The organism is Cutibacterium sp. (genome assembly GCF_030525615.1).
Lineage (GTDB): Bacteria > Actinomycetota > Actinomycetes > Propionibacteriales > Propionibacteriaceae > Cutibacterium.
The window spans coordinates 197,317-219,840 of record NZ_JAUNEJ010000001.1 but is presented as its reverse complement, the minus strand read 5'-3'; the positions used below and the strand labels follow the sequence as shown (position 1 = coordinate 219,840).

Below are 22,524 nucleotides of genomic sequence, written 5' to 3'. Positions count from 1 at the left end.
CACGCCCGTTATAGCAGGCAGTGGCATGATTCGCCTGTGACCTATTCCATCCCGGACCATCCTCTTCCCGAGTGGCTCGCTGAGCTCGTGAGCCCCCTTGACGACAAGATCGGCGTCAAGGTTCGTGAGGTTTCGCCCACCCGCTGTGTCGTCACCGCGCCGCTCGATGGCAACACCCAGCCCACCGGTCTATGGCACGGCGGCGGATCGGGTGTCCTCGTGGAAACGGCAGGCTCTCTGGCGGCCATGGCCCACGCGCGCACCTTCGAGCATTCCGCAGTCGGCACCGAGTTGTCGGTCTCGCACGTGAGACCGCCCCACGGCCATCACGTCATTGCCACTGCGACGGCGGTACATCTCGGTAGACGCACGACGACCCACACCGTCGAGATTGTTGACGATGAGGGCCGCGTCTGTGCTGTCGGACGGATGACCTGTCAGATCATCTGACGGTGTGACATACCGACATCACTTCTCGTTCTCCGCGTGGTCAATGACTCCCTGAGCCACTTCACGCATCGACTTGCGCAGATCCATGGCTGTCTTCTGAATCCACCGGAAGGCCTCTGGCTCGGTGAGGTCCAGGCTCGTCTGCAGGATTCCCTTGGCTTGGTCAACGATCTTGCGCGATTCCAAACGCTCCTCGAGGTCCATGACTTCGTCTTCGACGCCACGGATCTCCGCGAAGCGGGCCATAGCGATTTCGATAGCAGGAATGACGTCCGAGGCATCAAAAGGCTTGACGACATATGCCATGGCCCCGGCTTCCTTGGCGCGCTTGATGAGGTCACGCTGGGAGAACGCGGTCAGCATGACAACGGCACAAATACGGTCCTCGGCAATCTTGTCAGCTGCGGTGATGCCGTCCATTTTCGGCATTTTGACGTCCATGACGACCAAGTCGGGTTCGAGCTCATTGGCGAGACGGACGGCTTCTTCGCCGTCACTGGCCTGACCGACGATCTCGTAACCGTGCTCTTCGAGAAGCTCGACCAGATCGAGGCGGATAAGGGCCTCGTCCTCAGCCACCACGACGCGTGGATGTTCCGTCTCCAGCCCCAAATCAGAGGTTGACCGGGTGGTGTCCTGTGGCTTGCTCACGGTGGTTCCTTGCATGTCGATCGTTGACAACTCGATTCAATCTTAATGGTTAACACGCCTTGCCGCACACGCATGTATGCCTGAGCGTCACGGCATACCCCTTAGTAATGGCCCAATAGTTGATCGTCACCAACACTTTCGTAGCCGAAAAATCGGCATCTCGGCGCAACTGTGGCACAATAGGCAAGCCGGCCCGAGTGGCGGAATGGTAGACGCGGCGCACTCAAAATGCGCTGTCCTTGCGGGCGTAGGGGTTCGACTCCCCTCTCGGGCACCGTCGGCTTTACCTCAAGTGGTCCCTTTACGCCAGTGATCCCAGGTACAGGCCCAGGACCGCTGCCAGCACTCCGGCAAGTGCCATCCCTAAACAATGCAGAACTCCCACGTGTACACCACGGCTCGACGCGGTACGTACCGTCTCCACTGACGCCGTACTGAACGTTGTGAAGCCGCCGCAAAACCCTGTTCCCAGTGGTCCTTCGAGATTGTGTGAGAATCCCAGATGGTTGAGAGCTGCCGCAGTGACGAATCCCAGCAGCAAGGATCCCAGCACGTTGATGACGAGGGTCCCCACCGGTACTGGGAAGGAGAACCGAGAGTTGATGTGCGTGTCGAGCAAAAACCGCACGACCGCGCCAAGGCCACCAGCCACACAAATGCACAGCATCGTCATGAGGACCTCCTGCGAACTGCAGCACGCACTGTGGAGATCATGACCCACGCCAGCAAGGCTCCCATCGTGACGCTCCCAAGGAGATAACTGACGGCCGCCAGCCACTGCCCGGACATCGCTCGCTGTCCCGTCTCCACTGCCAAGGTGGAATAGGTCGTGAACCCGCCCATCATGCCGGTGCCGAAGCAAAGTCGAACAGCTCGACGAATCCCCACGTCAGGACCAGCAACCGCGAGGATTTCGAGCAGAGCCGCCAGGACGAACGCCCCGACAAGGTTGGTCGCCAAGGTCGCCCACGGCATTCCGTTAGCTGAGGTCGGCCAGGCGTGAGCAATACCGTCTCGCATGAGGGTTCCCAGACATCCCCCCAGGAAAACCAGCCCTGCCTGTACCGAACGACGATCTAGGAATCCCGAAGTCACTGCCACGGTGAGGAGTCCTTCCAGCCACTACGCGACACCCGGTATCCACAAGGCGTCAAGTGCACTTCGGTTCGGCACTGACGGGCGGGATCCATCGCCAACAAAGATTCCCTCAGTCCCTGTGCTGCCATATCGACCACTTCCCAGACAAGGATGACGTCGTTCAACCCGCCATAAAAAGGGGACGTCCCCCGCCCCTAGGAGGGGACAGGGGACGCGACGACAAGCGAGGCTCAGCCGCTGTCAGTCGTCTTCCTTGATACGAAGAATGCGCAGATTGTTGGTCTTGCCCGGGACGTCCAGCGGGGAGCCGGACAGCACAACGACACGGTCACCAACAGGCACGAAGCCCTTGTCACGCAGGTAAGCGTTCACCCAGCGGTACAACTCCTCAGCAGTCTTGAAGGCCGGGGTGACAACAGCGTGAGCGCCCCACACCCATGCAAGATCCTTCGTGGTGGTCTCATCAGGGGTGAAGACGATCAGCGGGGTGCTCGGACGTAGACGCGCGATACGACGGGCTGTATCACCAGACTTGGTGAAGGCCACGATGAACTTGGCCTCGGCACGCTCGGCAATCTCGGCGGCAGCTTTCGACATGATGCCGCTGGTGGTGTGCGGGTCCCAGTCGATCTTGGAGATCTTGTCCAAGCCGTGCGCCTCAGTGGACTCGACAATCTTGGCCATGGTTCGGACGGTCTCACCCGGGAAATCGCCGACGCTGGTCTCAGCGGACGTCATGACACCGTCGGCACCGTCCAGGATGGCGTTGGCCACGTCAGCGGCCTCGGCCCGGGTCGGACGGGGGGCATGGATCATAGACTCAAGCATCTGGGTAGCCACGATGACGGGCTTGGCCTGCAGGCGTGCCTTCTCGATGATCTGCTTCTGGATCAGCGGGACCTCTTCAAGCGGGCACTCAACTGCCATGTCGCCACGGGCAACCATGACGGCGTCGAAGGCGTCAATGATCTCGTCGAGGTTCTCGATGGCCTGCGGCTTCTCGAGTTTGGCAATGACCGGGACGGTGCGTCCTTCCTCGTCCATGATTTCGTGGACCCGGTCGATGTCTGAGCCATGGCGCACGAAAGACAGGGCTACCAAGTCGATGCCAGCCTTGAGGGCCCAGCGCAGGTTGTCCTCATCCTTCTCGGTCAGGGCCGGGATAGACACGGCGACACCGGGCAGGTTAATACCCTTGTGATCCCCGACCGGGCCGGCGACAGTGCAATGGCAGTTGACGTCGTTGCCGCTGACTGAGTCAACCTGCAGGACCGTCTTACCATCGTCGATGAGGATGACGTCTCCGGCCTTGCAGTCCTTGGGCAAGCCCTTGAAAGTGGTGGAGACACGCTCCTGGTTGCCCAGAATGTCATCGGTGGTGATGGTGAATTTGTCACCAACCTTGAGATCAATTTTGCCGTTCGATTCTCCGTCGGGCTTTTCGAACAGACCAGTACGGATCTTCGGACCCTGCAAGTCAGCCAAAGCCGCTACGTTAAGCCCGAGTTCTTTCGAAACCGAGCGAACCAGGTCAAGACGACCTTGGTGCTCAGAGTAATCGCCGTGGCTCATATTGAGGCGAGCGATATTCATGCCAGCCTCCATGAGCTCCTTCATGGCGTCATGGTTGGACACAGCGGGTCCAAGGGTGTTCACAATTTTAGCTCTACGCACGCTCCCACGATACCGCCCGACATCATTGAAACCCGACTCGGGGAGCCTCTCAGCGCCGGATGCACATGAGACGTTCACCAATGATGCACGGATGACCAGAGCCATCCGTGTTCAGCTTTGCCGCACAACATTCAGCGCGTGCTGAAGATCTTCCGGCGGGTCCGAGTGGAAAGTCACCCATTCGCCACTGCCAGGATGGGTGAAGGACAATTCCGCCGCATGTAACCACTGCCTCTCAAGCCCCAGTTCCTTGGCCAGCAATGGATCACACCCGTAAAGCGGATCCCCACAACAGGGATGTTTAACAGCCGCCATATGAACCCGAATCTGGTGGGTTCGGCCTGTTTCAAGATGTACTTTGAGCAAGGTTGCGTGACGGAAGGCCTCGATCGTCTCGTAATGGGTGACAGAGTGACGCCCACCATCAACAATTGCCATCTTCCAATCGTGCCGATGATCGCGTCCGATGGGGGCATCGATCGTTCCTGTGAAAGGATCCGGATGGCCCTGGACCAAGGCGAGGTACACCTTGTCAACGGTTCGGTCTCGGAACGCCTGTTTCAACAAGGTATAGGCGTGTTCGCTCTTGGCGACCACCATGAGACCGGAGGTCCCGACGTCGAGTCGCTGTACTATGCCCTGGCGCTCCGGTGCCCCGCTCGTGGAAATGGCGAATCCAGCAGCAGCCAGATGTTCAACGACGCTGGGGCCTTCCCACCCCAGCGACGGATGAGCCGCTACTCCAGCCGGCTTGTCGACGACGACGACGTCAGAGTCATCATGAACGATTCTCATTCCCTCGACAATCTGAGGGGTGATTGCCGGGGTGGCAACGGGGTCCGAGAGGTCGACGTCGAGCATCTGCCCCATAGCGACGCGAATAGAGGCGCGGGACACCTTCTGCCCATCGAGAAAGACCAACCCTTCCTCGATGAGACCAGCGATCCGGGATCGGGACACCCCGCTCATCCGAGCGGCGGCGACGTCAACTCTCTCTCCGTCAAGACCATCAGGTACTAGCAGGACGCTCACATATCCTCCTTTTCGTCCCTCTCCCCCTTCACATTGTCATCCGTGGTGTGACCTTCGCTGTCGTGCTGGCCAAAAATCGCCTCCAGCACGACGAGGATGGCAGTACAGGTGATGAAGATATCGGCGACGTTGAACACCGCGAAGTGCGGCACACTGATGAAGTCGACGACATGGCCCCGCAGTGGGCCAGGAGATCGAAAGATACGGTCGGTGAGATTTCCGCAAATACCCGCGATGAGCATGCCACACGCAATGACAGACCACCGATGACGAGCCTTCGGCACTCCCCACAGGCACACGACGACCAGCATTGCGATCGCGAAAAGACTGATGAGGACAGTTACCGTCGACCCCATGGAAAAGGCAGCACCGGGATTACGCAGCAACCGCAGGGTTATGAAACCGCTAAACCATCTCGGTGGGTTGTAGGGATCGAGACGTGCCACGGCCTCAGCCTTGGTCCATTGGTCAAGGCCATAGCCAACCACTGCTATGGCAACCAAGATAAATCGCCAACGCCTCAACTGCGCACCTGCCAGCGCAGTCGGATCGGTGGGGGAAGTCACCGGCGCTCTTCGCGCTGCTTGCACTTGACGCACATGGTTGCTCGTGGAAAGGCCTGTAAACGAGCCTTTCCAATTGGCTTTCCGCACGACTCACAGGTACCCCAGGTCCCCTCGTCAAGCGCTTCAAGAGCCAGCTTCGACTGGTCGTAAACAGCACGAGCATTGCGAGTGACGGAAATCTCCTGATCTCGCTCGAATTGGGAGGAACCAACGTCGATAGTGTCCATACCGGCACCATCATTGCCCTGCTTCATAAGATCGGCAAGATCGTTCTCGGCCTTGTCGAGAGCGACGCCCATCCTCTCGACATCCGACTCCAAAACATCAATGATCTCGCGGACCTCATCAGTCGTCCAAGGCTCATCGCCATCGCGAACCGGCAGGGAGGCAGCGATCGCCTCCGCATCGTGATCTGACATCGGATTCTCCATAGTCGTACGGGGACCGTTTCCGGCTTGGTGGTATGTACCGCTCATGTCATCACCTACGTGGGGGTGGCACGAACTGAGGGCAGACATTACACCTATGGCACAAGCCGTTTGCAAGAGTGCAACCGCCGATGTTCACCATGGCCGTAAATCTGTTCCGTGTCTGGGGTTGGATGGCCAAAGGGCTTCTTAATTATGACGAGGCATTTCCACTGGCGACAACACAGTAGGGACCGCCTCATACCGAGGCGACCCCTACTTCGTGTCCTAGCAGGTGCTAGTTGTCACTGACCCAGCGGTTGTAGCGGCAACGCGCAGCGTAAACCGCGCTTCCGAATCGTCGGTCACGACGCCGCCATCACCGCGCAGGCTTGGTGACGATACTGCGGGGAGCTGACGGTGTTGAAGGTGGCGTCTGGGTAGAAGACATCAACGCGCACGGTGTCGTGGCCAGCAGCCACATCCTCTCCCCGGAGAAGAGGGGACTTTACCGGTCTTGTCGTCGATTGAAACCTCATACCCATCGAACACTCAGGTAGTTATCCGACAACTGACCTTTATCGTCTTCAGCGTAAAGGTAGGCAGTGTAAATGGTCGACTTATCTAGTTCCTTAGGCACCGTGAAGTCGCACGACTGCAAAGTACCATTGCTTTCAGGATGAAGACCCTTGCATTCGGCAATTACGTCTTTAGCCCCTGCCGCTTTCCACTGAATACGGTAGTTCAGATTATCCGAGAACTTCGTCGGAATATTCACCGCAGTCGTATGCGCAGTATCTCCAGGATGAGCCGGCTTATCCGTGGTATTAAACGGCGTCACTTCAAAATCGATGTCACCAGCAGCGATAGCGAAATCAATATTCCGCATATCATAATTGGTGGTAGCCATATTAATGGTCGTCCAGCCAGCCCCGTGGGAATTCCAGTTACCACCAGAATACGACGAGTAGTAGTTCTGGTAGAACGGGCTAGTCTTGATGACACCCGGAATATCCTCAGTGGACACAAACAACCAATCACGATTGATATGCTTGTGATCCTTGTTGATATTCGGCAGAGTCCACGATCCGGCATCCGGATTATCGGCAATGGTATGCCACATATCTTCCGGAACGTTTCCACGCTCCGTTGCCGACTTCCCGTAAGTGCCATTGAACCGCAGCCGGTACTCACCATCCTGGCCGGTAAAACCACTGACAGTCTCAGCGATCCACTTCTCCTTGCCCTCCTGAGCCATCTTGGCGTGGATCCAGTTCTGCAGCTCAGCCTCTTTCTGAGCCGTCCAGTCAGAACCGCGAACATCCGGGTACTTCTTGTTGATCTGCTGCACCGCATAATCAGAAAGGTACGAAGCATAGACCTTCACATTCGGGGCAACAAAATCGCCGTTCTGGCTACGCGACGCGTACAACGCCCACGTCTCAGAACCATTCGCAATACCATAGTTCCACTGGACATGGCCCTGAACCTGGCCGCCCGTCTTTTCCGCCGGATTATCCTTAGCCAGGATCGAGCCATCAGGGTTAGTCAAGTGCATCACCGAATTATCGATGCGCTCACCAAACTTGAAGTCCGCCCCCTCAATAACATTCGAATCAATTTTCTGAACGAGGTTTCCAGACAAGTCATAGACGGCAGTCTTCGGGAACACCACAGAGTTACCCGGGGCAGACAGCATCTGATACGTGCCATCATCAGGATTAACAGCCCAGATACGCCACTTCTCAAACTCCGGCTTATTCGGATCAGCGTCAAACTGGACAGGATCACCCAAAGCCGTAAAGAAATTCTTCATATGGATAGCAAACGTGCCATCCGAGTTCGTCACACTGCTGTAGATAGGTGACGCAATTCCCTCAGACTTATCCTGGCTCTGGAACCACTGAGCGTACACACGTACGCCCTTCATCGGGATCGGCAGCGGCTCCGGCCTAGACTCGCTGTTGACGTCATCTCTCGAATATGCGGTGTCAAAACCTTCCCTTATGTACGCCCCGAAGCGTCGACATGGTCCTCGGCCCACGCCCCTTGTGCGAAGAGCCCCTAACCCATCCCAAACCTGAATACCAGGCCAACAGCACTGTGCCCCCGGTTAAAAGTAACCGGGGGCACAGTGTTTCGATATACGTGTTGTCTCAGTTCTGCTGCTGGCTGCGGCCAATAAGAACATCCAGACGCGGGGTGGAGGAGCCTCCGGGAGCTACGCGGTTCTCCGGCTTGAGCAGCTCAGGCAACTCAGCTGGCTCGAAAATTCCCTTCTCGAGGTTGTCAGCTTGCGCGCGCAGATGGGAGGTAAGAGCGTCGCGGTAGCTCGCCTCGAAGGAGCGCAGATGGTCGACCTTTCCGGCCAAGGTGTCACGTTCAGCCTCGAGCTCGCGGAAAAGCTCGGTGCGCCGGTTCTGGGCATCGGAATTGACCTTGTCAGCATTGCTCTTGGCATCCGATGTCATCTTCTCGGCGTTGACGCGGGCGCTGGACTCGATGCGCTCGGCGCGAGTCTGAGCGTCAATTGTAAGCTCGTGAGCCTTGGTCTCGGCGGCCTGAACCTTACGGCCAGCCTCATTCTCAGCCTCGCGAACGACGCGCTCGGCGTCAGCGAGAGCCAGCTCAACCATGCGGACGACGGCGGGAGAAGCCTCGGCGCTGGTGGTCACGACAAGCTTCTCAACGCCATCCTCGGTGGTCGTCTGCTGCGGAGCGGCAGAAGAGGTACGGCTACGAGCAGCCTGGGCCTGAGCGTCGCGCAGCTGAGCGCCGAGACGCTCGTTCTCACTACGCAGGCGAGCAACCTCAGCCGGGTCGATGTCCTGGCCTGGACGCCGAGCGGCCTGGCGCAGCTCCTCGATCTCGAGCTGCAGAGAAGACTTTTCTCGCTCTAGCTGGTGGGCGCGGTTCTCGGCCTCCTGCTGAGCAGCCTTGGCGCGTTGGACCTCACCGGAGTCAGCCGCCGAACGATCATTCTGGTGAGAGCGCAGCTCTTCGAGCTGAGCACGAAGATACTCGTTCTCATTGACGAGATCCTGATTGGGCTTCTGGTCACCCTGATCGCCAGACTTCAGAGCCTCGATCTGGGCTTTGAGGCGCTCATTCTCGTCGGTGAGGGTCATGAACGACGCCTCAACCTTGTCAACGAAATCATCAACCTCAATGGCGCGGTAGCCCTCGCCAGGGCGTTTGACCATCGGGAAACGAACCTTGCGCACCTCTTCGAGGGTCAGCGTCATTGTGCACTCCAAGATGTCGGAAACAGTCAAGACCCGTGAGGCGGACCGTATGGTCCGGGGCGGACACGAGATGGCTATAAGGCTACTCCACCGCAGCGCTCGCGTCACTTAAGGTTCAACCTCACCTTTGGGGTATACGCCATTACTGCATTACCAGAACAGGATGATGACCAGCCGCTGCAGAACAGCCAACAACACGAATACGATGATGAATCCGACTGAGAGGCCGACACTGCCGAACCTCACCGGAGGCACGAGTCGATCGAAGAACTTGATGGGAGGATCGGTGATCGTGTAGACGATCTCAAACAGCACGGCCATGACACCATGCGGCTCGAAACCGCGTATGAGCAGCGGTACCCAGGACATAATCATTCGCACGATGAGCAGCACCGTGTAGATCTGAATGAGCCACGTAAGGATGGTCCCGGCCAGGATCATGGATAACTCCGTCAGGATTGGTTGAAGAATCCGCCGCTGGCGATACGGGCTTTGTCCTCCGGGGTGACATTGACATTGCGCGGGCATAGAAGAAAGACCTTGCTCGTCACGCGCTCGATTGTCCCGCGCAGGCCGAAGATGAGACCGGCGGCGAAATCAACCAGACGCTTGGCGTCAGCGTCGTCCATCTCGGTGAGATTCATAATGACGGGGATTCCTTCACGGAACTGCTCGCCAATCGTCCGCGCCTCGTTGTAGTTACGCGGGTGAACAGTCAGGATACGGTTGATGTCAGCAATGCTCGGCTCGTCCAACTCCTGTCGCCGACGCTGCTGAACCGCCTTACGCTCCCTGCCACGCTGCTCAGTGGAATCACGATGATGCAACTCGGTCACCTCCGAAGATGGCTCGTAATCGTCGTCGGAGTAAACCTCCGTGGTGAGCTCCTCGTCCGGAAGAGCCTCCTCGTCGTAGCGACGATCGTCAACGATGCCGACGTACGAGGCGATCTTCCTGCCGATTCCTGCCATCTGGAGCTCCTTCTCATGGGCGCGTCCCCGGGACGGGGATCTCACCATTCAAGCCTGCCACGGATATTGCCACGGTTTGACGGGACACGCGAAGCGCTGACACATCACGAAACCGATACACCCATCGTCACTGCGGATTGGGAACCCTCCACACCAGGCCAGCAAGGCGTCCCGCACCGTGATCTCTGCGATGGGAAAACAAATCTTGCCCTTCAAAAGTGCAGGGATCAAGCCCGACTGCTGCCACCCCTAGGGATTCCAGCTGTGCCAGGGCGCCGGACCCCAGGTCGATGGCAGGAGTGCCGTGGCGAGTTACAGCTCGGGTTGCCGGATGTTCGCTCCATACCTGCTCAGCCATGTCAGCAGGAACCTCGTAGCAGCTGCCGCAGATATGAGGCCCTATCCATGCCAACACATCAGTGGCACCCATGTCTCGCATGGCCTCGACAGTAGCTGGCAGAACTCCCGCCAGAAAACCAACTCGGCCAGCATGGGCCACTCCGATAACTCCAGTACTGGGGTCTGCCAACACCACTGGCATACAGTCGGCGACCCGGATCGCCAGCGCAACCCCGGGCAGGTCGGTCACCATGGCATCGGCAATAGGCAGTTTCTGTTGCCCAGCCACGGCGTCGCCCAGATAATGCTGCGGAATCCAGCCTTCGATGTCGTCAGGGCCAACCCGCCACACATCCTTGCCGTGAACTTGATGACAAACCATCACTGGGCCGAGGTTGAGCCTGGCACGCAACGCTCCCACATGCTCGAGAACGTTCGGATCCTCGTCGGTCCGTCCCAGGTTGAACCCGTCGAAACCATGGCCACCCCAGCCGCGACCGTCGGGGTCGACACGATCTGTGAAGGCGACCCCGACACCATGATTGGCACCGGGGTCGATGACGAATCTCAGCACGTCACTTCAAGAAGTCCGGGATGTCCAGATCATCCTCAGGTTCGTCGGCCTGGGGACGGTTATTCTGCTGCTGAATCGGCTCCGGCTGAGACGGGCGATGAGCGAACGGACTGCCCTGAGTATGCGGCCGAATCGGGGTCGGCTGCTGGTTACCGTTGCCCTGAGCGTTCGCACCCAAATCAGGTGCCTCAGCACCGACAGCACCCGCCGAAGAACGATTGTTACTCATCGCTGGGCGGGAGGCCGGACGCTGACTGATTCCAGGCTGCTTGGTACTGGTGAGCTGACCATTCTCGAATCCGGCTGCGATCACCGTGACGCGCACCTCGTCGCCCAGGGCATCGTCAATGATCGTCCCGAAGATGATATTGGCCTCGTCATGGGCGGCAGCCTCGATGAGGTTAGCGGCGCTGGCAACCTCAAACAGACCAAGGTCAGAACCGCCGGCAATGGACAGCAGCACCCCGCGAGCGCCGTCAATGGACACCTCGAGCAGCGGCGACGAGATCGCCATCTCTGCGGCAGCGCGAGCGCGATCCTCACCGGAGGCCCGGCCAATGCCCATGAGGGCGGACCCTGCGTTCGACATGACGGACTTGACGTCGGCGAAGTCCAGGTTGATCTGACCCGGGGTGGTGATGAGGTCTGTGATGCCAGAAACACCTTGCATGAGTACCTGGTCAGCCTGTCTGAAGGCATCCAAGATGGCGATCCGCTGATCCGTCATGTCCAGCAACTTGTCATTGGGAATGACGATGAGGGTGTCGACTTCATCACGCAGATTGTCGATACCGGATTCAGCCTGGGAGGACCGACGGTGACCCTCGAATGAGAATGGACGAGTCACCACACCAATCGTCAAGGCCCCGAGGGAACGAGCAATCTTGGCGACGACGGGGGCAGCACCGGTGCCAGTCCCACCGCCCTCACCAGCGGTGACGAACACCATGTCAGCGCCTTTGAGGGATTCCTCGATCTCATCGGCGTGGTCCTCGGCAGCCTGACGTCCCTTGTCGGGGTCCGCACCGGCCCCCAGGCCTCGGGTAAGGTCCCTGCCAATGTCAAGCTTGACGTCGGCATCGCTCGTGAGGAGGGCCTGGGCATCGGTATTCACGGCGAGGAACTCGACTCCCTTGAGTCCTGCCTCGATCATGCGGTTAACGGCATTACAGCCGCCGCCACCTACCCCCACGACCTTAATCACGGCGAGGTAGTTCTGGGATGGAATAGCCACTGGAGTTCTGCCTCACTCTTTTCTGATGGACCGGTCTAGAGCAAGGGTATGAGCACGTCAAAAGGGTGTCCAACGCTATCGGCCACCTGGACCTCGACCCTCAACCCCGGCTTGAGACTGCTCAGCGGGCAGTTGGATGTTCCGGGGAGGAGACGTCAAAACGGGATGCCTTGACATTGAGCATCGCAGCGGTGACCTTGCCTTTGAGTTCGGACTGGTTAGCCGATCCCCACACCACCGTCCGCTTTCCAGACAGTACTACGACAATCGAATCACGGGATTTGGCCTCGATATGGTCGACCTGTCGCCTGAGCTCAGCGGGAAAGGAGTTGACGACTGTTGCAACATCACGCAGCAGGGCACGATCACCAGATGCTGTGGTCGCCCACATCACCTTCGGGGTGGGCTTGGTGGTCCGGTTGAACATGATGCCAGCAGAGTCAATCCACAGGTAGCCCCCAGAGGTTTTCACCTGATACGCGAGCTTGAACTCTGTGACATCGATAACGATCGTATGCGGCCACTTCCGGTGCACCTTGGCCTGTTGGACGACACTCACAGAAGTCACGCGATCAGCGATCTCGTCAGTGTTAACCCGCGCCAGAGGCTGACCTTTCTGCACCTTGGCTGCCTGCTCAACCTGGGAAGCCGTGACTAGGCGTTGTCCGCGAACCTCGACGGTATCGGCACTGAACACGGTGGTGTTACGCACTACCCAGATCGCCGCGACAGCAAGTATCACCACCGCAGCGACTATCCCTACGATCATCAGGTTGCGTCGCCGGCGGCGTCGGCGGCGCAGCTCAATGGCGACGTTGATGTCGGAAACCGGCATCAGGACTTTTCCTCCAGCAATCTCACCAGCACCGGACCTACCAAAGTCACGTCACCGGCTCCCAGAGTGATGACAAGATCGCCGGGCCGTACCTCTTCGGCAAGAGCTTCCGGAAGGTCTTGTTTGTCAGGAACATAGCGGGAATCCCCACCGGCCGCGATAACCGCGTCGTGAACCATCTCGCCGGTTACACCAGGAATCGGGTCTTCCCGGGCAGGATAAATGTCACAGACGATGACGCGGTCGGCCAGGGTGAGGGCCTGCCCAAATTCATCGGCGAAGTCCCGGGTACGGGAGAACAAATGAGGCTGGAAACAGGCCAGGACCCTCCCCTGCCCTGGCACTGCCCGGCGCGCTGCCCCAAGCGTGGCGCGCAGCTCAGTCGGATGGTGAGCGTAATCGTCAAATACTGCTACATCGCCGACGCGTCCTACCAGCTGGAAACGCCGCAGGGTCCCTGTGAAGGTCCCGATCCCCGCAAGGAGTTCATCATGGCCAATCCCCAATAGCGAGCCAACGCAGTAAGCGGCAGCGGCGTTGCAGAGGTTGTAGCGTCCGGGCACCTGAAGCTCGAGTCGCCCTCTGGTGGACCCGTGGACGAGGGTAGCCGAGGCCGTCGTCCCCTCCAGATCAATGTCGACGAGCCGGACGTCTGCCTGCTCCGACTCACCATAGGTGACAACCTTGACCGTACCGGTGCTTTCCAGCCGAGCCGCAAGCTCAGCCGCTCCCGGGTCGTCGACATTGGTTACGACATAGCGCACCTCCGGCCGGGTCGCCATCGAAACGAAACCATCGAAGTAGGCTTGCGGGGTACCCCAGTTGTCGAGGTGGTCGGCTTCCACGTTGGTGACGACAACAATCTGGCTGGGGTATTGCAAGAAGGAGCCGTCAGACTCATCGGCTTCGACGACGAAAGCCCCTCCGGTACCCAGATGTGCCGCCTTTCCGGTGGCTGCCAGCGGTGAACCGATGACGTATGACGGATCTACTCCCGCGTGATGAAGCATGGTGGCGACCATTCCGGTGGTCGTCGTCTTGCCATGAGTGCCGGCAATCGAGACACCTTGATGGTCAAGCATGAGGGCAGCCAAGGCGGCCGAACGGTGCCAGACGCGCAGGCCACGTCGGTTAGCTTCCCTCAGCTCTGGATTGTCGGGACGGATAGCTGAGGAGACCACGACCGTGCGAGCCCCGGCTAGATGAGCAGGATCATGACCCACCCAGGTTTGGACTCCAGCGGCTGCCAAATCACGCAAATTGGCCGAATCAACCTGGTCAGAACCACGAACATCAACTCCCATGTCGTGGTAAATCTGCGCGACACCACTCATCCCGGCTCCGCCGATGGCAATGAAATGGACCGGCCCAATGGTGCTGGGGTCGAGCAGCTCGACAGGTTCCCGTAATGACATGAGTTTTCTCCTCAAACAGTCGTCGGGTCAATCACTTCGAATGAGCAGCCGAGATCACCCGGACCGCCATCTCTTCGGCGGCGTGAGCAGGCATGAGCTCCCGTCCAGCAGCTGACATTCTGGCCAGAGTTTCGGGGTCATGGATGCGGGCAGTCTCGACAAGGAGACGTTGGGAGTCAAGGTCGGCGTTCGCGACAACAACACCGGCACCGGCAGCAACCGACGAAGAGGCATTACGGGCCTGTTCGCCGTTACCATGTGGCAGTGGAACGTAGATCGTCGGCAGACCGACTGTTGCGGTCTCCACCACTGTTCCAGCACCGGAACGGGCCACCATCAAGTCGGCAGCTGCGTACGCGCTGGCCATGTCATCCAGGTATCCGACCGGCAGCCATACGGCTCCAGTCGTCTCGTCGACGACCTTGGTCTTGTCCTTGATGTTCTTCGGGCCCAGGACATGAAGGATCTGTACCCCGTCAGCGAGGAGGTAGTCCCGCGCTGCGATCACCGCGTCATTAATGGCGACCGCCCCCTGAGATCCTCCGGAGACGAGCAGGGTAGGGCGGTCGACATCCAGCCCGAAACCCGCACGGGCACGTCCCCGGCGCTCAGCTCGGTCACCCTCACTGGCATCTGCCAAGTCAGTGATCTGCTTGCGCAGCGGCATACCGACAAAGGTGGCATTCGGCAATGGGGTATCTGGAAAAGCTGTGCCGACAAAGACCGCAAACCGTGAGGCAATCTTGTTAGCAAGTCCAGGAACCGCGTTCTGCTCGTGGATGACGACCGGGATCTTGGCTTTCTTGGCAGCCAAGTACGCAGGCAAGGACACATACCCACCGAAGCCGACGAGAACGGCAGCGTCACGGCGCTTCAGCACTGCTCCTGCCTTCTTTACCGCTCCTGCCAACCGGCTAGGAACCTTGAACAAATCAACGTTCACCGTGCGCGGCAGGGGCACCGGAGGAATCATGTCGAGTTCGAGACCGGCCTCGGGGATAATACGTCCCTCAAGGCCTTTGGGAGTACCAATGCAAGACACGGTGGCTCCACGATCCTGCAGAGCGTTCGCAGTGGCAATGAGCGGAGATGTGTGGCCAGCTGTTCCTCCACCGGCCAAAACAACGTTCACCATAGGTACTCCTCGAGGAAATGGGATAGGGCGTCGAGATCAACCACGATGACCTCCATCAACAACACTCGTCACACGCGCAGGCGCAGTGCGTCGCGAAGCCTCAATACTGCGTCGAGCAGCAGGCTCGGTGCGCGCGCACGCCAAGATGGTGCCAACCGCCAAAAGCACTGACACTAGGGCCGACCCGCCGATGGAAATGAAGGGAAGCGGCACACCAACGACCGGCAACACGTTCAATGAGACTGAGATGTTTATCACTGCCTGGGCCGCAATCCATGCGGTGGCCGTCGATGCAGCTGAACGACGGAAGAGAGAGTCCTGTCGCATAGCCGTCCGCACTCCCGCCCATACCAGCATGGTGAACAGTAAGATGACAGCCAGGGTTCCCATTAAACCCATCTCCTCACCGAGCACGGCGAAGACGAAGTCGGTCTGGGCCCCGTCGTAGAGTCCTCCCCACTTCTGACGGGAGGCACCAATGCCGACTCCCCACCAGCCACCGGTTGCAAGAGCATAGATCGCAGAAAGCGGCTGCTGGGACGTCATCTCGCCATTATCGGGATGCAGGAAGGACAGCACCCGCTGAGCTCGGTACGGCGTACGCACGACGAGTAGTAGGACTGTCAGCAAGCCCAGACCGATGAGGGTGAACATGTAGCGTTTCGGCACGCCGAAATTCCACATCTGCGCCAGCATGATGAGTCCGATGACCATCGTGGTACCAAGGTCTCCCTCGGCCACGACGAGCAACCCGATCACTCCATACAGCACGAGATAAATAACCACGCCCTTGAGTGTCGCCATCTCGTCCCGACGCGATGCCATGTAGCTGGCTCCCACAAGGACCAACGCAAACTTCGCAAATTCCGAAGGCTGCAGGCTCACTGGGCCGAGAATCAGCCAGGCCTGGTTTCCCTTACCAGCATCGGACCCCAAGGAAGTCAACACCAACACCAGCATCACAGCGACCACGGCGTAGGCCAGGCCGCCGAGAAAGCGTAGGTGCTTCTCCGACAGCCGAGACACCACCGCTGCGGCAAGTGCCCCCACAGCGAGAAAGCCAATCTGGCGAATAGCAAAGTAATACGGCCCGTGCCCCAGAGACTGGGAATACACCGACGACGAGGACAACCCCATCAATGCGCCGATACCGCACAAGAGCATGGTGGCGGCAAGAATGACGTAATAGTCCAAAAAAGGTTGAGCCAGCAAACTGCCTGAAGCTCCGTCACCACCGTCGAGTCGCAGAAAGTGCCTCAACCGGCTGGCAGGGACTCGGCGTCGGGTTCTACTCATAGGTCGAGAAGCCCGGGGGTCGACCGACTTCTCAGCCATCGGCATCCGGCCCGTCAATCTGTCGTGCTGCGCTGGCGAAATCGTCACCGCGAGCAGCGTACCCAGGCCATATATCAAGACTGGCGCATCCGGGGGCCATCAAGACCGTGTCACCAGGGCGGGCCATCTTGGCAGCTTCACGGACTGCCGTGGCCATACATTCTCGCGACATATCGTCGATGACGACGACGGGACAATGCGGGGCGTGCTGTGCCAAAGACTTAGCAACGACCTCGCGATCAGTTCCCAGAACGATGGCACCGCGTAACTTCTCAGCGTGAGTGGTAACGAGGTCGTCGAAATTGGTTCCCTTGGCCTGTCCACCAGCAATCCATACGATGTGTTCGAAAGCGCGCATCGACGAGTTCGCAGCGTGCGGATTGGTGGCCTTGGAATCGTCAACCCAGGTAATGCCACCAGCTTCATGGACGGTCTCGATACGGTGACCGCCCAAGTGAAGATCCCGCAGCCCTTGCCCAACAGCCGGGGCAGGAACACCGAAGGAACGTGTCAGGGCCGCAGCAGCCAGGGCGTTTTCGACGTTGTGCGGAGCGAAGGGATGGACATCATCGAGACGGGCCAGCTCCATAGCCGAGGTCGCTCGTTGATCGATGAATGCACGGTCAACGATGAGATCATCGACAACACCGATCATGGAGGGTCCTGGGATACCGGTGGTGAAGCCGATAGCACGGGCTCCCTCGACGACGTCAGCGTCTTCGACCATGTGCTCGGTGGCAGGGTCAGCAACGTTGTAGACGCACGAATTCGTCACTTGATGGTAGATACGAGCCTTGTCTGCCGCATAGGAAGCGAAGGGATCATCCTCATGGGCATACCATTCCAGATGGTCCTGCTGCAGGTTAAGGACGGCAGCCGAATGCAGGGACAGAGAATTTGACCAGTGCAGCTGGAAACTGGAGAGTTCGACAGCAAAGACCTCATAGTCGATCTCATCGGCCATCGCCTCCAGGATGGGGCGACCGATGTTGCCGACGGCGCAGGCTCGCAACCCTGCCGCCTTGAGAATTGACTCCGTCATCTGGGTAGTCGTCGTCTTGCCATTGGTGCCAGTAATCGCCAGCCATGGGACGACACGGTCCGGATGCATGAGACGCCATGCCAGTTCTGGCTCTCCCCACACCGGGATTCCCTGAAGCAGAGCACTGGCCACCAGGGGCTGAGTCGGGCGCCACCCCGGAGACACGATGACAAGGTCGGTGCCGGCAGGAAGCTCAACTGCAGCTCCTGGCCCCAATCGCACCTCGGCACCGAGAACCTCGAGCAGCCCTCCCTTGTCACGATGAGAGTCGTCGTCGGAATCGTCGAGAACGAGAACGTGGGCGTCGAGTTCAAGCAAGGCGTCGGCAGCGGCATAGCCGGAGGTGCCCAAGCCTGCGACCACAACGTGTACTCCCGACCAGTCGAAGAGCCGGTCGGCCGCACTCAGATCGACTTTTTCGGAAAACGTCACTGCCTTGCCACCCATTCTGCGTAGAAAATCCCCAAGCCAGCTGCTACAGCTAGGCCACAAATGATCCAGAACCTGATGACCACGGTCACCTCAGCCCACCCCTTCAACTCGAAGTGGTGGTGCAGTGGGGCCATCTTGAAAACACGTTTCCCACCGGTGAGTTTGAACACACTCACCTGGAGTATCACCGAGACCGTCTCAATGACGAACAATGCACCGATGATGACCAGCAGCAATTCGGTACGGCTGACAACGGCCATACCCGCGACAGCCCCGCCAAGGGCCAGGGAGCCAGTGTCGCCGAGGAAGATCTTGGCCGGTTTCGCATTCCACCACAGGAACCCAAAACAGGCTCCCGCAATGGCGACAGCGACCACAGCGATGTCGTGGGGGTCGCGGACTGCGTAACAGTGGTTACCGGCGGTGGTCGCCCGTGAACACCATTGGTTGAACTGCCAGATACTCAGCAAGGTGTATGCACCGAATACCATCGTGCAGGCACCCGTCGCTAACCCGTCTAGGCCATCAGTGAGGTTCACTCCATTGGAGCTACCTGCAATGAGCACGATGACCCAAATAATCCCTAACCAAATCGGCAAGTGAAGCCAGGAAATATCGCGCAGGAACGAGATCGCCGGAGATCCCGGGGTGACCCCATGAGAATCCGGGAAGTACATCACTCCGATAGCAAAGGTGATGGCAACGAATGCCTGACCAAGCAGTTTTCCCCTCGGTTTAAGCCCCAACGAGCGCTGTTTGGAGATTTTCGTCCAGTCATCAAGGAAGCCGATGAATCCCAAACCCACGAAGAGCCAGAGAATCAAAACGGCTGACAGAGTCGGGTGAGTCCACGTCACCAAGTGCGCGACGATGTAGGCCAGCAAGACCGAGACGATGATGACGGCACCGCCCATGGTTGGTGTGCCCTTCTTCGTCTTGTGAGTGGTCGGGCCGTCGTCACGGATGAATTGCCCATATCCCCTCGCGGCGAGCCAGTGGATGAACCACCGCGTACCGACAAGGGTGCCGATCATCGACACCGCACCGGCGAGCAGGATGTTCTTCACGCCTGAGCCTCCATATCCTCGAGCACAGCGCATCCCACCCGTTCCAGGGCCAGACCCCGAGAAGCTTTGAGGAGAACGACATCGTGCGAGGTCCAATTTAGCGACCCAGCAGCCTCTTCCACGGTAGTGACGACCGCATGTGCGCCTTCGGCACGTGCGCCAGCAGCAATATTCTCGGCCTCGTTACCCACCGCAAGGACAATCTCAAACCCAGCCTGAGCAGCTCGTCGACCCGATTCGGCATTGAACTCGGCAGAGTACTTGCCGAGTTCGAGCATGTCTCCGAGCACCGCAATTCCACGGGTCTGGGGATCGGTGGCTCGGCGAGTCGCCAGAACGTGTTCCATGGCTTTCAAAGAGGCCGCCATGGAGTCAGGGTTGGCGTTATAACAGTCCTCGACCAGCACCAGACCATCGGCACGCTCGCGCAGCTGCATCCTCATGGCAGACCGTGACACAGCCTGACTCAAGGCCTCGGCAATACGACTGACGGTATGTGCGTCCACGGCACCGTTGAATTCCAGAGCAGCCAGTGCGGCCGCTGCAGCGGCGACAGCGTTAGCAACCTGATGGGCACCCATCGTCGTCAACTGGACCGGCCTGGTCCAGGTCCTCTCACCGCAGCGAACGCACAGGGTAAAGGAATGTCTATCCAGATCGTCAGCAGTGATGGAGTCGGCCCAGACCTCGATTTCGGCGTCAGGGCGACGATGCTCGGCGTCAGGGCTGAACCATGCGATGTGGCCACGCGTTCGCGAAGCCATTCCGATCACCAGATCATCGGCGGCGTTAAGAACAGCCCAGCCATCACAGCCCAGGGCCTCCACAATTTCCCCCTTGGCCTGGGCAATAACCTCACGGGATCCGAATTCACCTAGGTGAGCGGTTCCGATGTTGAGAACCATGGCGACATCAGGAGTAACGATTGAGGTCAGCCAGGAGATATGTCCAAGACCGCGAGCCCCCATCTCGGAGACGAGATACGCCGTCGTCTCATCGACGCGGCACGCTGTGAGAGGCACGCCGATCTCATTGTTGAATGACCCAACCGGGGCAACTGTCGGGCCAAAGGCCTCAAGGACCTGGGCCAACATGTCTTTGGTGCTGGTTTTGCCGCTGGACCCAGTGAGAGCAATTGTCCGCATCCCGCGATCCCGCTCGAGACCCACGACGTGACAGGCCAACCTCGATAGGCCAGCCTGGCCGTCGTCAACGATGAGGTGTGGCAGTTGGGCGTCCGTGGTTCGCGTACCCATCACGGCTACCGCGCCAGCCTCCTGGGCAGCCTTCGTGAAATCGTGTCCGTCCACCCGAGTGCCGGGAAGAGCAATGAAGAGGGAACCCGGGGTCACCTTGCGGGTGTCGATGACGACGTCGGGGCCCACCTGCACAGAACCATCGACTGGTTCGGCCTCAACCCATCGGGAGAGGGTGGCAATGTCGATAGCTCTCATCGTGTCTTATCCTCCTCGGCCTGCCGAGCCATGGCCTGCCATTCAGCTCGGATGACCTCACGGTCGTCGAATGGCAGCACCTCGCTGCCAACACGTTGTCCTGTTTCGTGTCCCTTGCCGAGCACGCATATGACGTCTCCGACCTCAGCCATTTTCAGAGCTTCGTTGATTGCCTCACGACGGCTTCCGCCATCGATGACGATGACACCGACACCGGCCGCCTCGTGGGCTCCCTCCAGAACCGCTGCGCGGATCACGGTCGGATCTTCGGTACGCGGATTGTCGTCAGTAACGATGACGACATCGGCCCTTTCCGCTGCAACTTCACCCATCGGGCCACGTTTGGCAACATCACGGTCTCCGCCTGCCCCCAAAACGGCTATCAGACGTCCCCCGCTGATGGCGGACCGTGCGGCATCAAGGGCCGACGCAATCGCCTGAGGAGTGTGCGCGAAGTCGACGAGAGCGGTCGGGGAACCAGGTCCGAGGTCAATACGCTCCATCCGCCCCGGCACCTGCGCAGAACACAATCCTTGCTTGACCTCATCGAAGGACAGCCCGGCAGTTTCCAGCATGGCGAGGGCCATCACCGCATTGCGGACGTTGAACTCACCGGGCAGGGACAATTCGAGGGTGCGCTCCCCCGACGGGGTCTTGACCTCGAGGATTGCCCCACGCGTACCAGAACGCCATGAGGTCACCTGGTAGTCAGACGGTTCGTGGATCGAGGTCGTCACGACCTTCACACCGTTACTCTGCATCCTCTCGACAAGCTGACGACCACGCGGATCATCGACGTTGATGACCCCGGTTCGAGCTAACTGTGGGGTAAAGAGTCGCGCCTTAGCCTCGAAGTAAGCGTCAAGGGTCTTGTGGAAGTCAAGATGGTCACGTCCGAGGTTGGTGAAAGCCACCACATCGAATCGAGTGCCATCGACGCGCTGCAAGGCGAGGGCATGGGATGAGACCTCCATGACGACATCCGTCGCTCCTCTTTCAGCCATGGCGCCAAAAAGGCCCTGAAGATCAGGAGCTTCCGGAGTCGTCACTGTGGTACGGGTACTTGGCAACTCTGCGCCGTCAAGCCGGAACCCAATTGTCCCGATCGTTCCGACGTGGTGACCGGCAGCACGCAATCCTGCCTCGACCAGAAAGGCTGTCGTCGTCTTGCCGTTGGTGCCAGTAATGCCAAACATCATCATGGCATCTGCAGGATGACCAAAGATCTTGGCAGCCGCTACTGCCATGGCAGCGCGAGGGTCCGGTACCACGATGATTGGCACACCAGCGTCTGCAGCAAGGATCGCACCTTCTTCGTCAGTAAGAACAGCAACCGCGCCGGACTGTGCCGCTGAGGCAGCGTAGCGGGCACCATGCACATGGAGACCGTGCAACCCGACGTACAAGTCGCCTTGGCCTACCTGACGCGAGTCCAAGGTAATGCCGCTGATGGCAGGACCATTCTCATCGGCTCGACACCCGTCGAGCGCAGCTACTATGTCAGCCCACGCGATGGGATTGACCTGTGAGGGCCGCATCGCGACCTCTGCAGCTGACGTGGAAGTTTC

22 protein-coding genes and 1 tRNA gene are annotated in these 22,524 nt (G+C 59.1%); 2 read left to right on the top strand and 21 right to left on the bottom strand.

The genetic code is table 11. The annotated features are described in order from the left end of the window. The first annotated feature begins 36 nt into the window (after positions 1 to 36). Positions 37 to 450, top strand: a complete 414-nt coding sequence (locus Q4B98_RS01035) for a PaaI family thioesterase (RefSeq protein ID WP_303194819.1) — start codon at positions 37 to 39, stop codon at positions 448 to 450. Positions 451 to 468: 18 nt separating this feature from the next. Here the strand turns inward: Q4B98_RS01035 and Q4B98_RS01030 are convergent, their stop codons facing one another. Further along, entirely contained in the window at positions 469 to 1,116 is a 648-nt protein-coding gene (locus tag Q4B98_RS01030) for an ANTAR domain-containing response regulator (protein WP_303194818.1), read from the bottom strand. Positions 1,117 to 1,292: 176 nt separating this feature from the next. On the opposite strand from Q4B98_RS01030, the gene Q4B98_RS01025 reads away from it, so the two are divergent. Further along, positions 1,293 to 1,375 (top strand) — tRNA-Leu (locus tag Q4B98_RS01025). Between the two features lie 27 nt (positions 1,376 to 1,402). Here Q4B98_RS01025 and Q4B98_RS01020 read toward each other — a convergent pair. The 20 genes from Q4B98_RS01020 to Q4B98_RS00925 form a co-directional block, all read right to left on the bottom strand. Then, positions 1,403 to 1,774: a CrcB family protein gene (locus Q4B98_RS01020; RefSeq protein ID WP_303194816.1), complete on the bottom strand. Its 372-nt coding sequence runs from the start codon at positions 1,772 to 1,774 to the stop codon at positions 1,403 to 1,405. Then, a complete protein-coding gene (locus tag Q4B98_RS01015; protein ID WP_303194814.1) occupies positions 1,771 to 2,202 on the bottom strand; it encodes a CrcB family protein in 432 nt (143 codons plus the stop codon). The genes Q4B98_RS01020 and Q4B98_RS01015 overlap by 4 nt, the downstream gene beginning before the upstream one ends. A 237-nt stretch (positions 2,203 to 2,439) precedes the next feature. Further along, complete coding sequence (gene pyk / locus Q4B98_RS01010) at positions 2,440 to 3,816, bottom strand: pyruvate kinase (protein ID WP_303195551.1); 1,377 nt, start codon at positions 3,814 to 3,816, stop codon at positions 2,440 to 2,442. A 168-nt stretch (positions 3,817 to 3,984) separates the two neighbouring features. Further along, complete coding sequence (locus tag Q4B98_RS01005) at positions 3,985 to 4,905, bottom strand: RluA family pseudouridine synthase (RefSeq protein WP_303194812.1); 921 nt, start codon at positions 4,903 to 4,905, stop codon at positions 3,985 to 3,987. Next, positions 4,902 to 5,471 (bottom strand): signal peptidase II, encoded by a 570-nt coding sequence (locus Q4B98_RS01000; RefSeq protein ID WP_303194810.1) that lies wholly within the window; start codon positions 5,469 to 5,471, stop codon positions 4,902 to 4,904. The genes Q4B98_RS01005 and Q4B98_RS01000 overlap by 4 nt, the downstream gene beginning before the upstream one ends. Beyond that, complete coding sequence (locus Q4B98_RS00995; protein WP_303194809.1) at positions 5,468 to 5,947, bottom strand: TraR/DksA family transcriptional regulator; 480 nt, start codon at positions 5,945 to 5,947, stop codon at positions 5,468 to 5,470. Before Q4B98_RS00995 ends, Q4B98_RS01000 begins: the two co-directional genes overlap by 4 nt. Positions 5,948 to 6,413: 466 nt before the next feature. Next, on the bottom strand, positions 6,414 to 7,727 hold the full coding sequence (locus Q4B98_RS00990; protein ID WP_303194807.1) for a hypothetical protein: 1,314 nt from the start codon (positions 7,725 to 7,727) through the stop codon (positions 6,414 to 6,416). A gap of 307 nt (positions 7,728 to 8,034) precedes the next feature. Beyond that, positions 8,035 to 9,123 carry a DivIVA domain-containing protein gene (locus Q4B98_RS00985; RefSeq protein WP_303194805.1) on the bottom strand — a complete coding sequence of 363 codons (1,089 nt, stop codon included), beginning with the start codon at positions 9,121 to 9,123 and terminating at the stop codon, positions 8,035 to 8,037. A 150-nt stretch (positions 9,124 to 9,273) separates the two neighbouring features. Beyond that, on the bottom strand, positions 9,274 to 9,564 hold the full coding sequence (locus tag Q4B98_RS00980) for a YggT family protein (RefSeq protein ID WP_303194803.1): 291 nt from the start codon (positions 9,562 to 9,564) through the stop codon (positions 9,274 to 9,276). Between the two features lie 11 nt (positions 9,565 to 9,575). Beyond that, positions 9,576 to 10,094, bottom strand: coding sequence for a cell division protein SepF (locus Q4B98_RS00975; RefSeq protein ID WP_303194801.1), 519 nt, complete (start codon positions 10,092 to 10,094; stop codon positions 9,576 to 9,578). Between the two features lie 127 nt (positions 10,095 to 10,221). Further along, on the bottom strand, positions 10,222 to 11,007 hold the full coding sequence (locus Q4B98_RS00970; RefSeq protein WP_303194799.1) for a polyphenol oxidase family protein: 786 nt from the start codon (positions 11,005 to 11,007) through the stop codon (positions 10,222 to 10,224). A 1-nt stretch (position 11,008) separates the two neighbouring features. Beyond that, positions 11,009 to 12,241 (bottom strand): cell division protein FtsZ, encoded by a 1,233-nt coding sequence (gene ftsZ / locus Q4B98_RS00965; RefSeq protein WP_303194797.1) that lies wholly within the window; start codon positions 12,239 to 12,241, stop codon positions 11,009 to 11,011. A gap of 121 nt (positions 12,242 to 12,362) precedes the next feature. Next, positions 12,363 to 13,076, bottom strand: a complete 714-nt coding sequence (locus tag Q4B98_RS00960) for a cell division protein FtsQ/DivIB (protein WP_303194795.1) — start codon at positions 13,074 to 13,076, stop codon at positions 12,363 to 12,365. After that, positions 13,076 to 14,491 (bottom strand): UDP-N-acetylmuramate--L-alanine ligase, encoded by a 1,416-nt coding sequence (murC, locus tag Q4B98_RS00955; protein WP_303194794.1) that lies wholly within the window; start codon positions 14,489 to 14,491, stop codon positions 13,076 to 13,078. The genes Q4B98_RS00960 and murC overlap by 1 nt, the downstream gene beginning before the upstream one ends. 31 nt (positions 14,492 to 14,522) lie before the next feature. After that, on the bottom strand, positions 14,523 to 15,626 hold the full coding sequence (murG, locus tag Q4B98_RS00950) for an undecaprenyldiphospho-muramoylpentapeptide beta-N-acetylglucosaminyltransferase (protein ID WP_303194793.1): 1,104 nt from the start codon (positions 15,624 to 15,626) through the stop codon (positions 14,523 to 14,525). 36 nt (positions 15,627 to 15,662) lie between these two features. Further along, on the bottom strand, positions 15,663 to 16,838 hold the full coding sequence (ftsW, locus tag Q4B98_RS00945) for a putative lipid II flippase FtsW (protein ID WP_303195550.1): 1,176 nt from the start codon (positions 16,836 to 16,838) through the stop codon (positions 15,663 to 15,665). Positions 16,839 to 16,953: 115 nt separating this feature from the next. Beyond that, on the bottom strand, positions 16,954 to 18,450 hold the full coding sequence (gene murD / locus Q4B98_RS00940) for a UDP-N-acetylmuramoyl-L-alanine--D-glutamate ligase (protein WP_303194792.1): 1,497 nt from the start codon (positions 18,448 to 18,450) through the stop codon (positions 16,954 to 16,956). Next, positions 18,432 to 19,502 carry a phospho-N-acetylmuramoyl-pentapeptide-transferase gene (gene mraY, locus Q4B98_RS00935; protein ID WP_303194791.1) on the bottom strand — a complete coding sequence of 357 codons (1,071 nt, stop codon included), beginning with the start codon at positions 19,500 to 19,502 and terminating at the stop codon, positions 18,432 to 18,434. The genes murD and mraY overlap by 19 nt, the downstream gene beginning before the upstream one ends. Continuing rightward, positions 19,499 to 20,956 carry a UDP-N-acetylmuramoyl-tripeptide--D-alanyl-D-alanine ligase gene (gene murF, locus Q4B98_RS00930; RefSeq protein ID WP_303194789.1) on the bottom strand — a complete coding sequence of 486 codons (1,458 nt, stop codon included), beginning with the start codon at positions 20,954 to 20,956 and terminating at the stop codon, positions 19,499 to 19,501. Before murF ends, mraY begins: the two co-directional genes overlap by 4 nt. Then, positions 20,953 to 22,494, bottom strand: coding sequence for a UDP-N-acetylmuramoyl-L-alanyl-D-glutamate--2,6-diaminopimelate ligase (locus Q4B98_RS00925; protein ID WP_303195549.1), 1,542 nt, complete (start codon positions 22,492 to 22,494; stop codon positions 20,953 to 20,955). The genes murF and Q4B98_RS00925 overlap by 4 nt, the downstream gene beginning before the upstream one ends. Between the last annotated feature and the right edge of the window lie 30 nt (positions 22,495 to 22,524).

What these genes read in the sequence shown, in the direction of transcription:
- Q4B98_RS01030 (WP_303194818.1), bottom strand. Translation starts at nt 1,116, where the DNA reads ATGCAAGGAACCACCGTGAGCAAGCCACAGGACACCACCCGGTCAACC.
- Q4B98_RS01020 (WP_303194816.1), bottom strand. Translation starts at nt 1,774, where the DNA reads ATGACGATGCTGTGCATTTGTGTGGCTGGTGGCCTTGGCGCGGTCGTG.
- pyk (WP_303195551.1), bottom strand. Translation starts at nt 3,816, where the DNA reads ATGAAGGAGCTCATGGAGGCTGGCATGAATATCGCTCGCCTCAATATG.
- Q4B98_RS00995 (WP_303194809.1), bottom strand. Translation starts at nt 5,947, where the DNA reads ATGAGCGGTACATACCACCAAGCCGGAAACGGTCCCCGTACGACTATG.
- Q4B98_RS00985 (WP_303194805.1), bottom strand. Translation starts at nt 9,123, where the DNA reads ATGACGCTGACCCTCGAAGAGGTGCGCAAGGTTCGTTTCCCGATGGTC.
- Q4B98_RS00980 (WP_303194803.1), bottom strand. Translation starts at nt 9,564, where the DNA reads ATGATCCTGGCCGGGACCATCCTTACGTGGCTCATTCAGATCTACACG.
- Q4B98_RS00975 (WP_303194801.1), bottom strand. Translation starts at nt 10,094, where the DNA reads ATGGCAGGAATCGGCAGGAAGATCGCCTCGTACGTCGGCATCGTTGAC.
- Q4B98_RS00960 (WP_303194795.1), bottom strand. Translation starts at nt 13,076, where the DNA reads ATGCCGGTTTCCGACATCAACGTCGCCATTGAGCTGCGCCGCCGACGC.
- murC (WP_303194794.1), bottom strand. Translation starts at nt 14,491, where the DNA reads ATGTCATTACGGGAACCTGTCGAGCTGCTCGACCCCAGCACCATTGGG.
- murG (WP_303194793.1), bottom strand. Translation starts at nt 15,626, where the DNA reads ATGGTGAACGTTGTTTTGGCCGGTGGAGGAACAGCTGGCCACACATCT.
- murD (WP_303194792.1), bottom strand. Translation starts at nt 18,450, where the DNA reads ATGGGTGGCAAGGCAGTGACGTTTTCCGAAAAAGTCGATCTGAGTGCG.
- murF (WP_303194789.1), bottom strand. Translation starts at nt 20,956, where the DNA reads ATGAGAGCTATCGACATTGCCACCCTCTCCCGATGGGTTGAGGCCGAA.
- Q4B98_RS00925 (WP_303195549.1), bottom strand. Translation starts at nt 22,494, where the DNA reads ATGCGGCCCTCACAGGTCAATCCCATCGCGTGGGCTGACATAGTAGCT.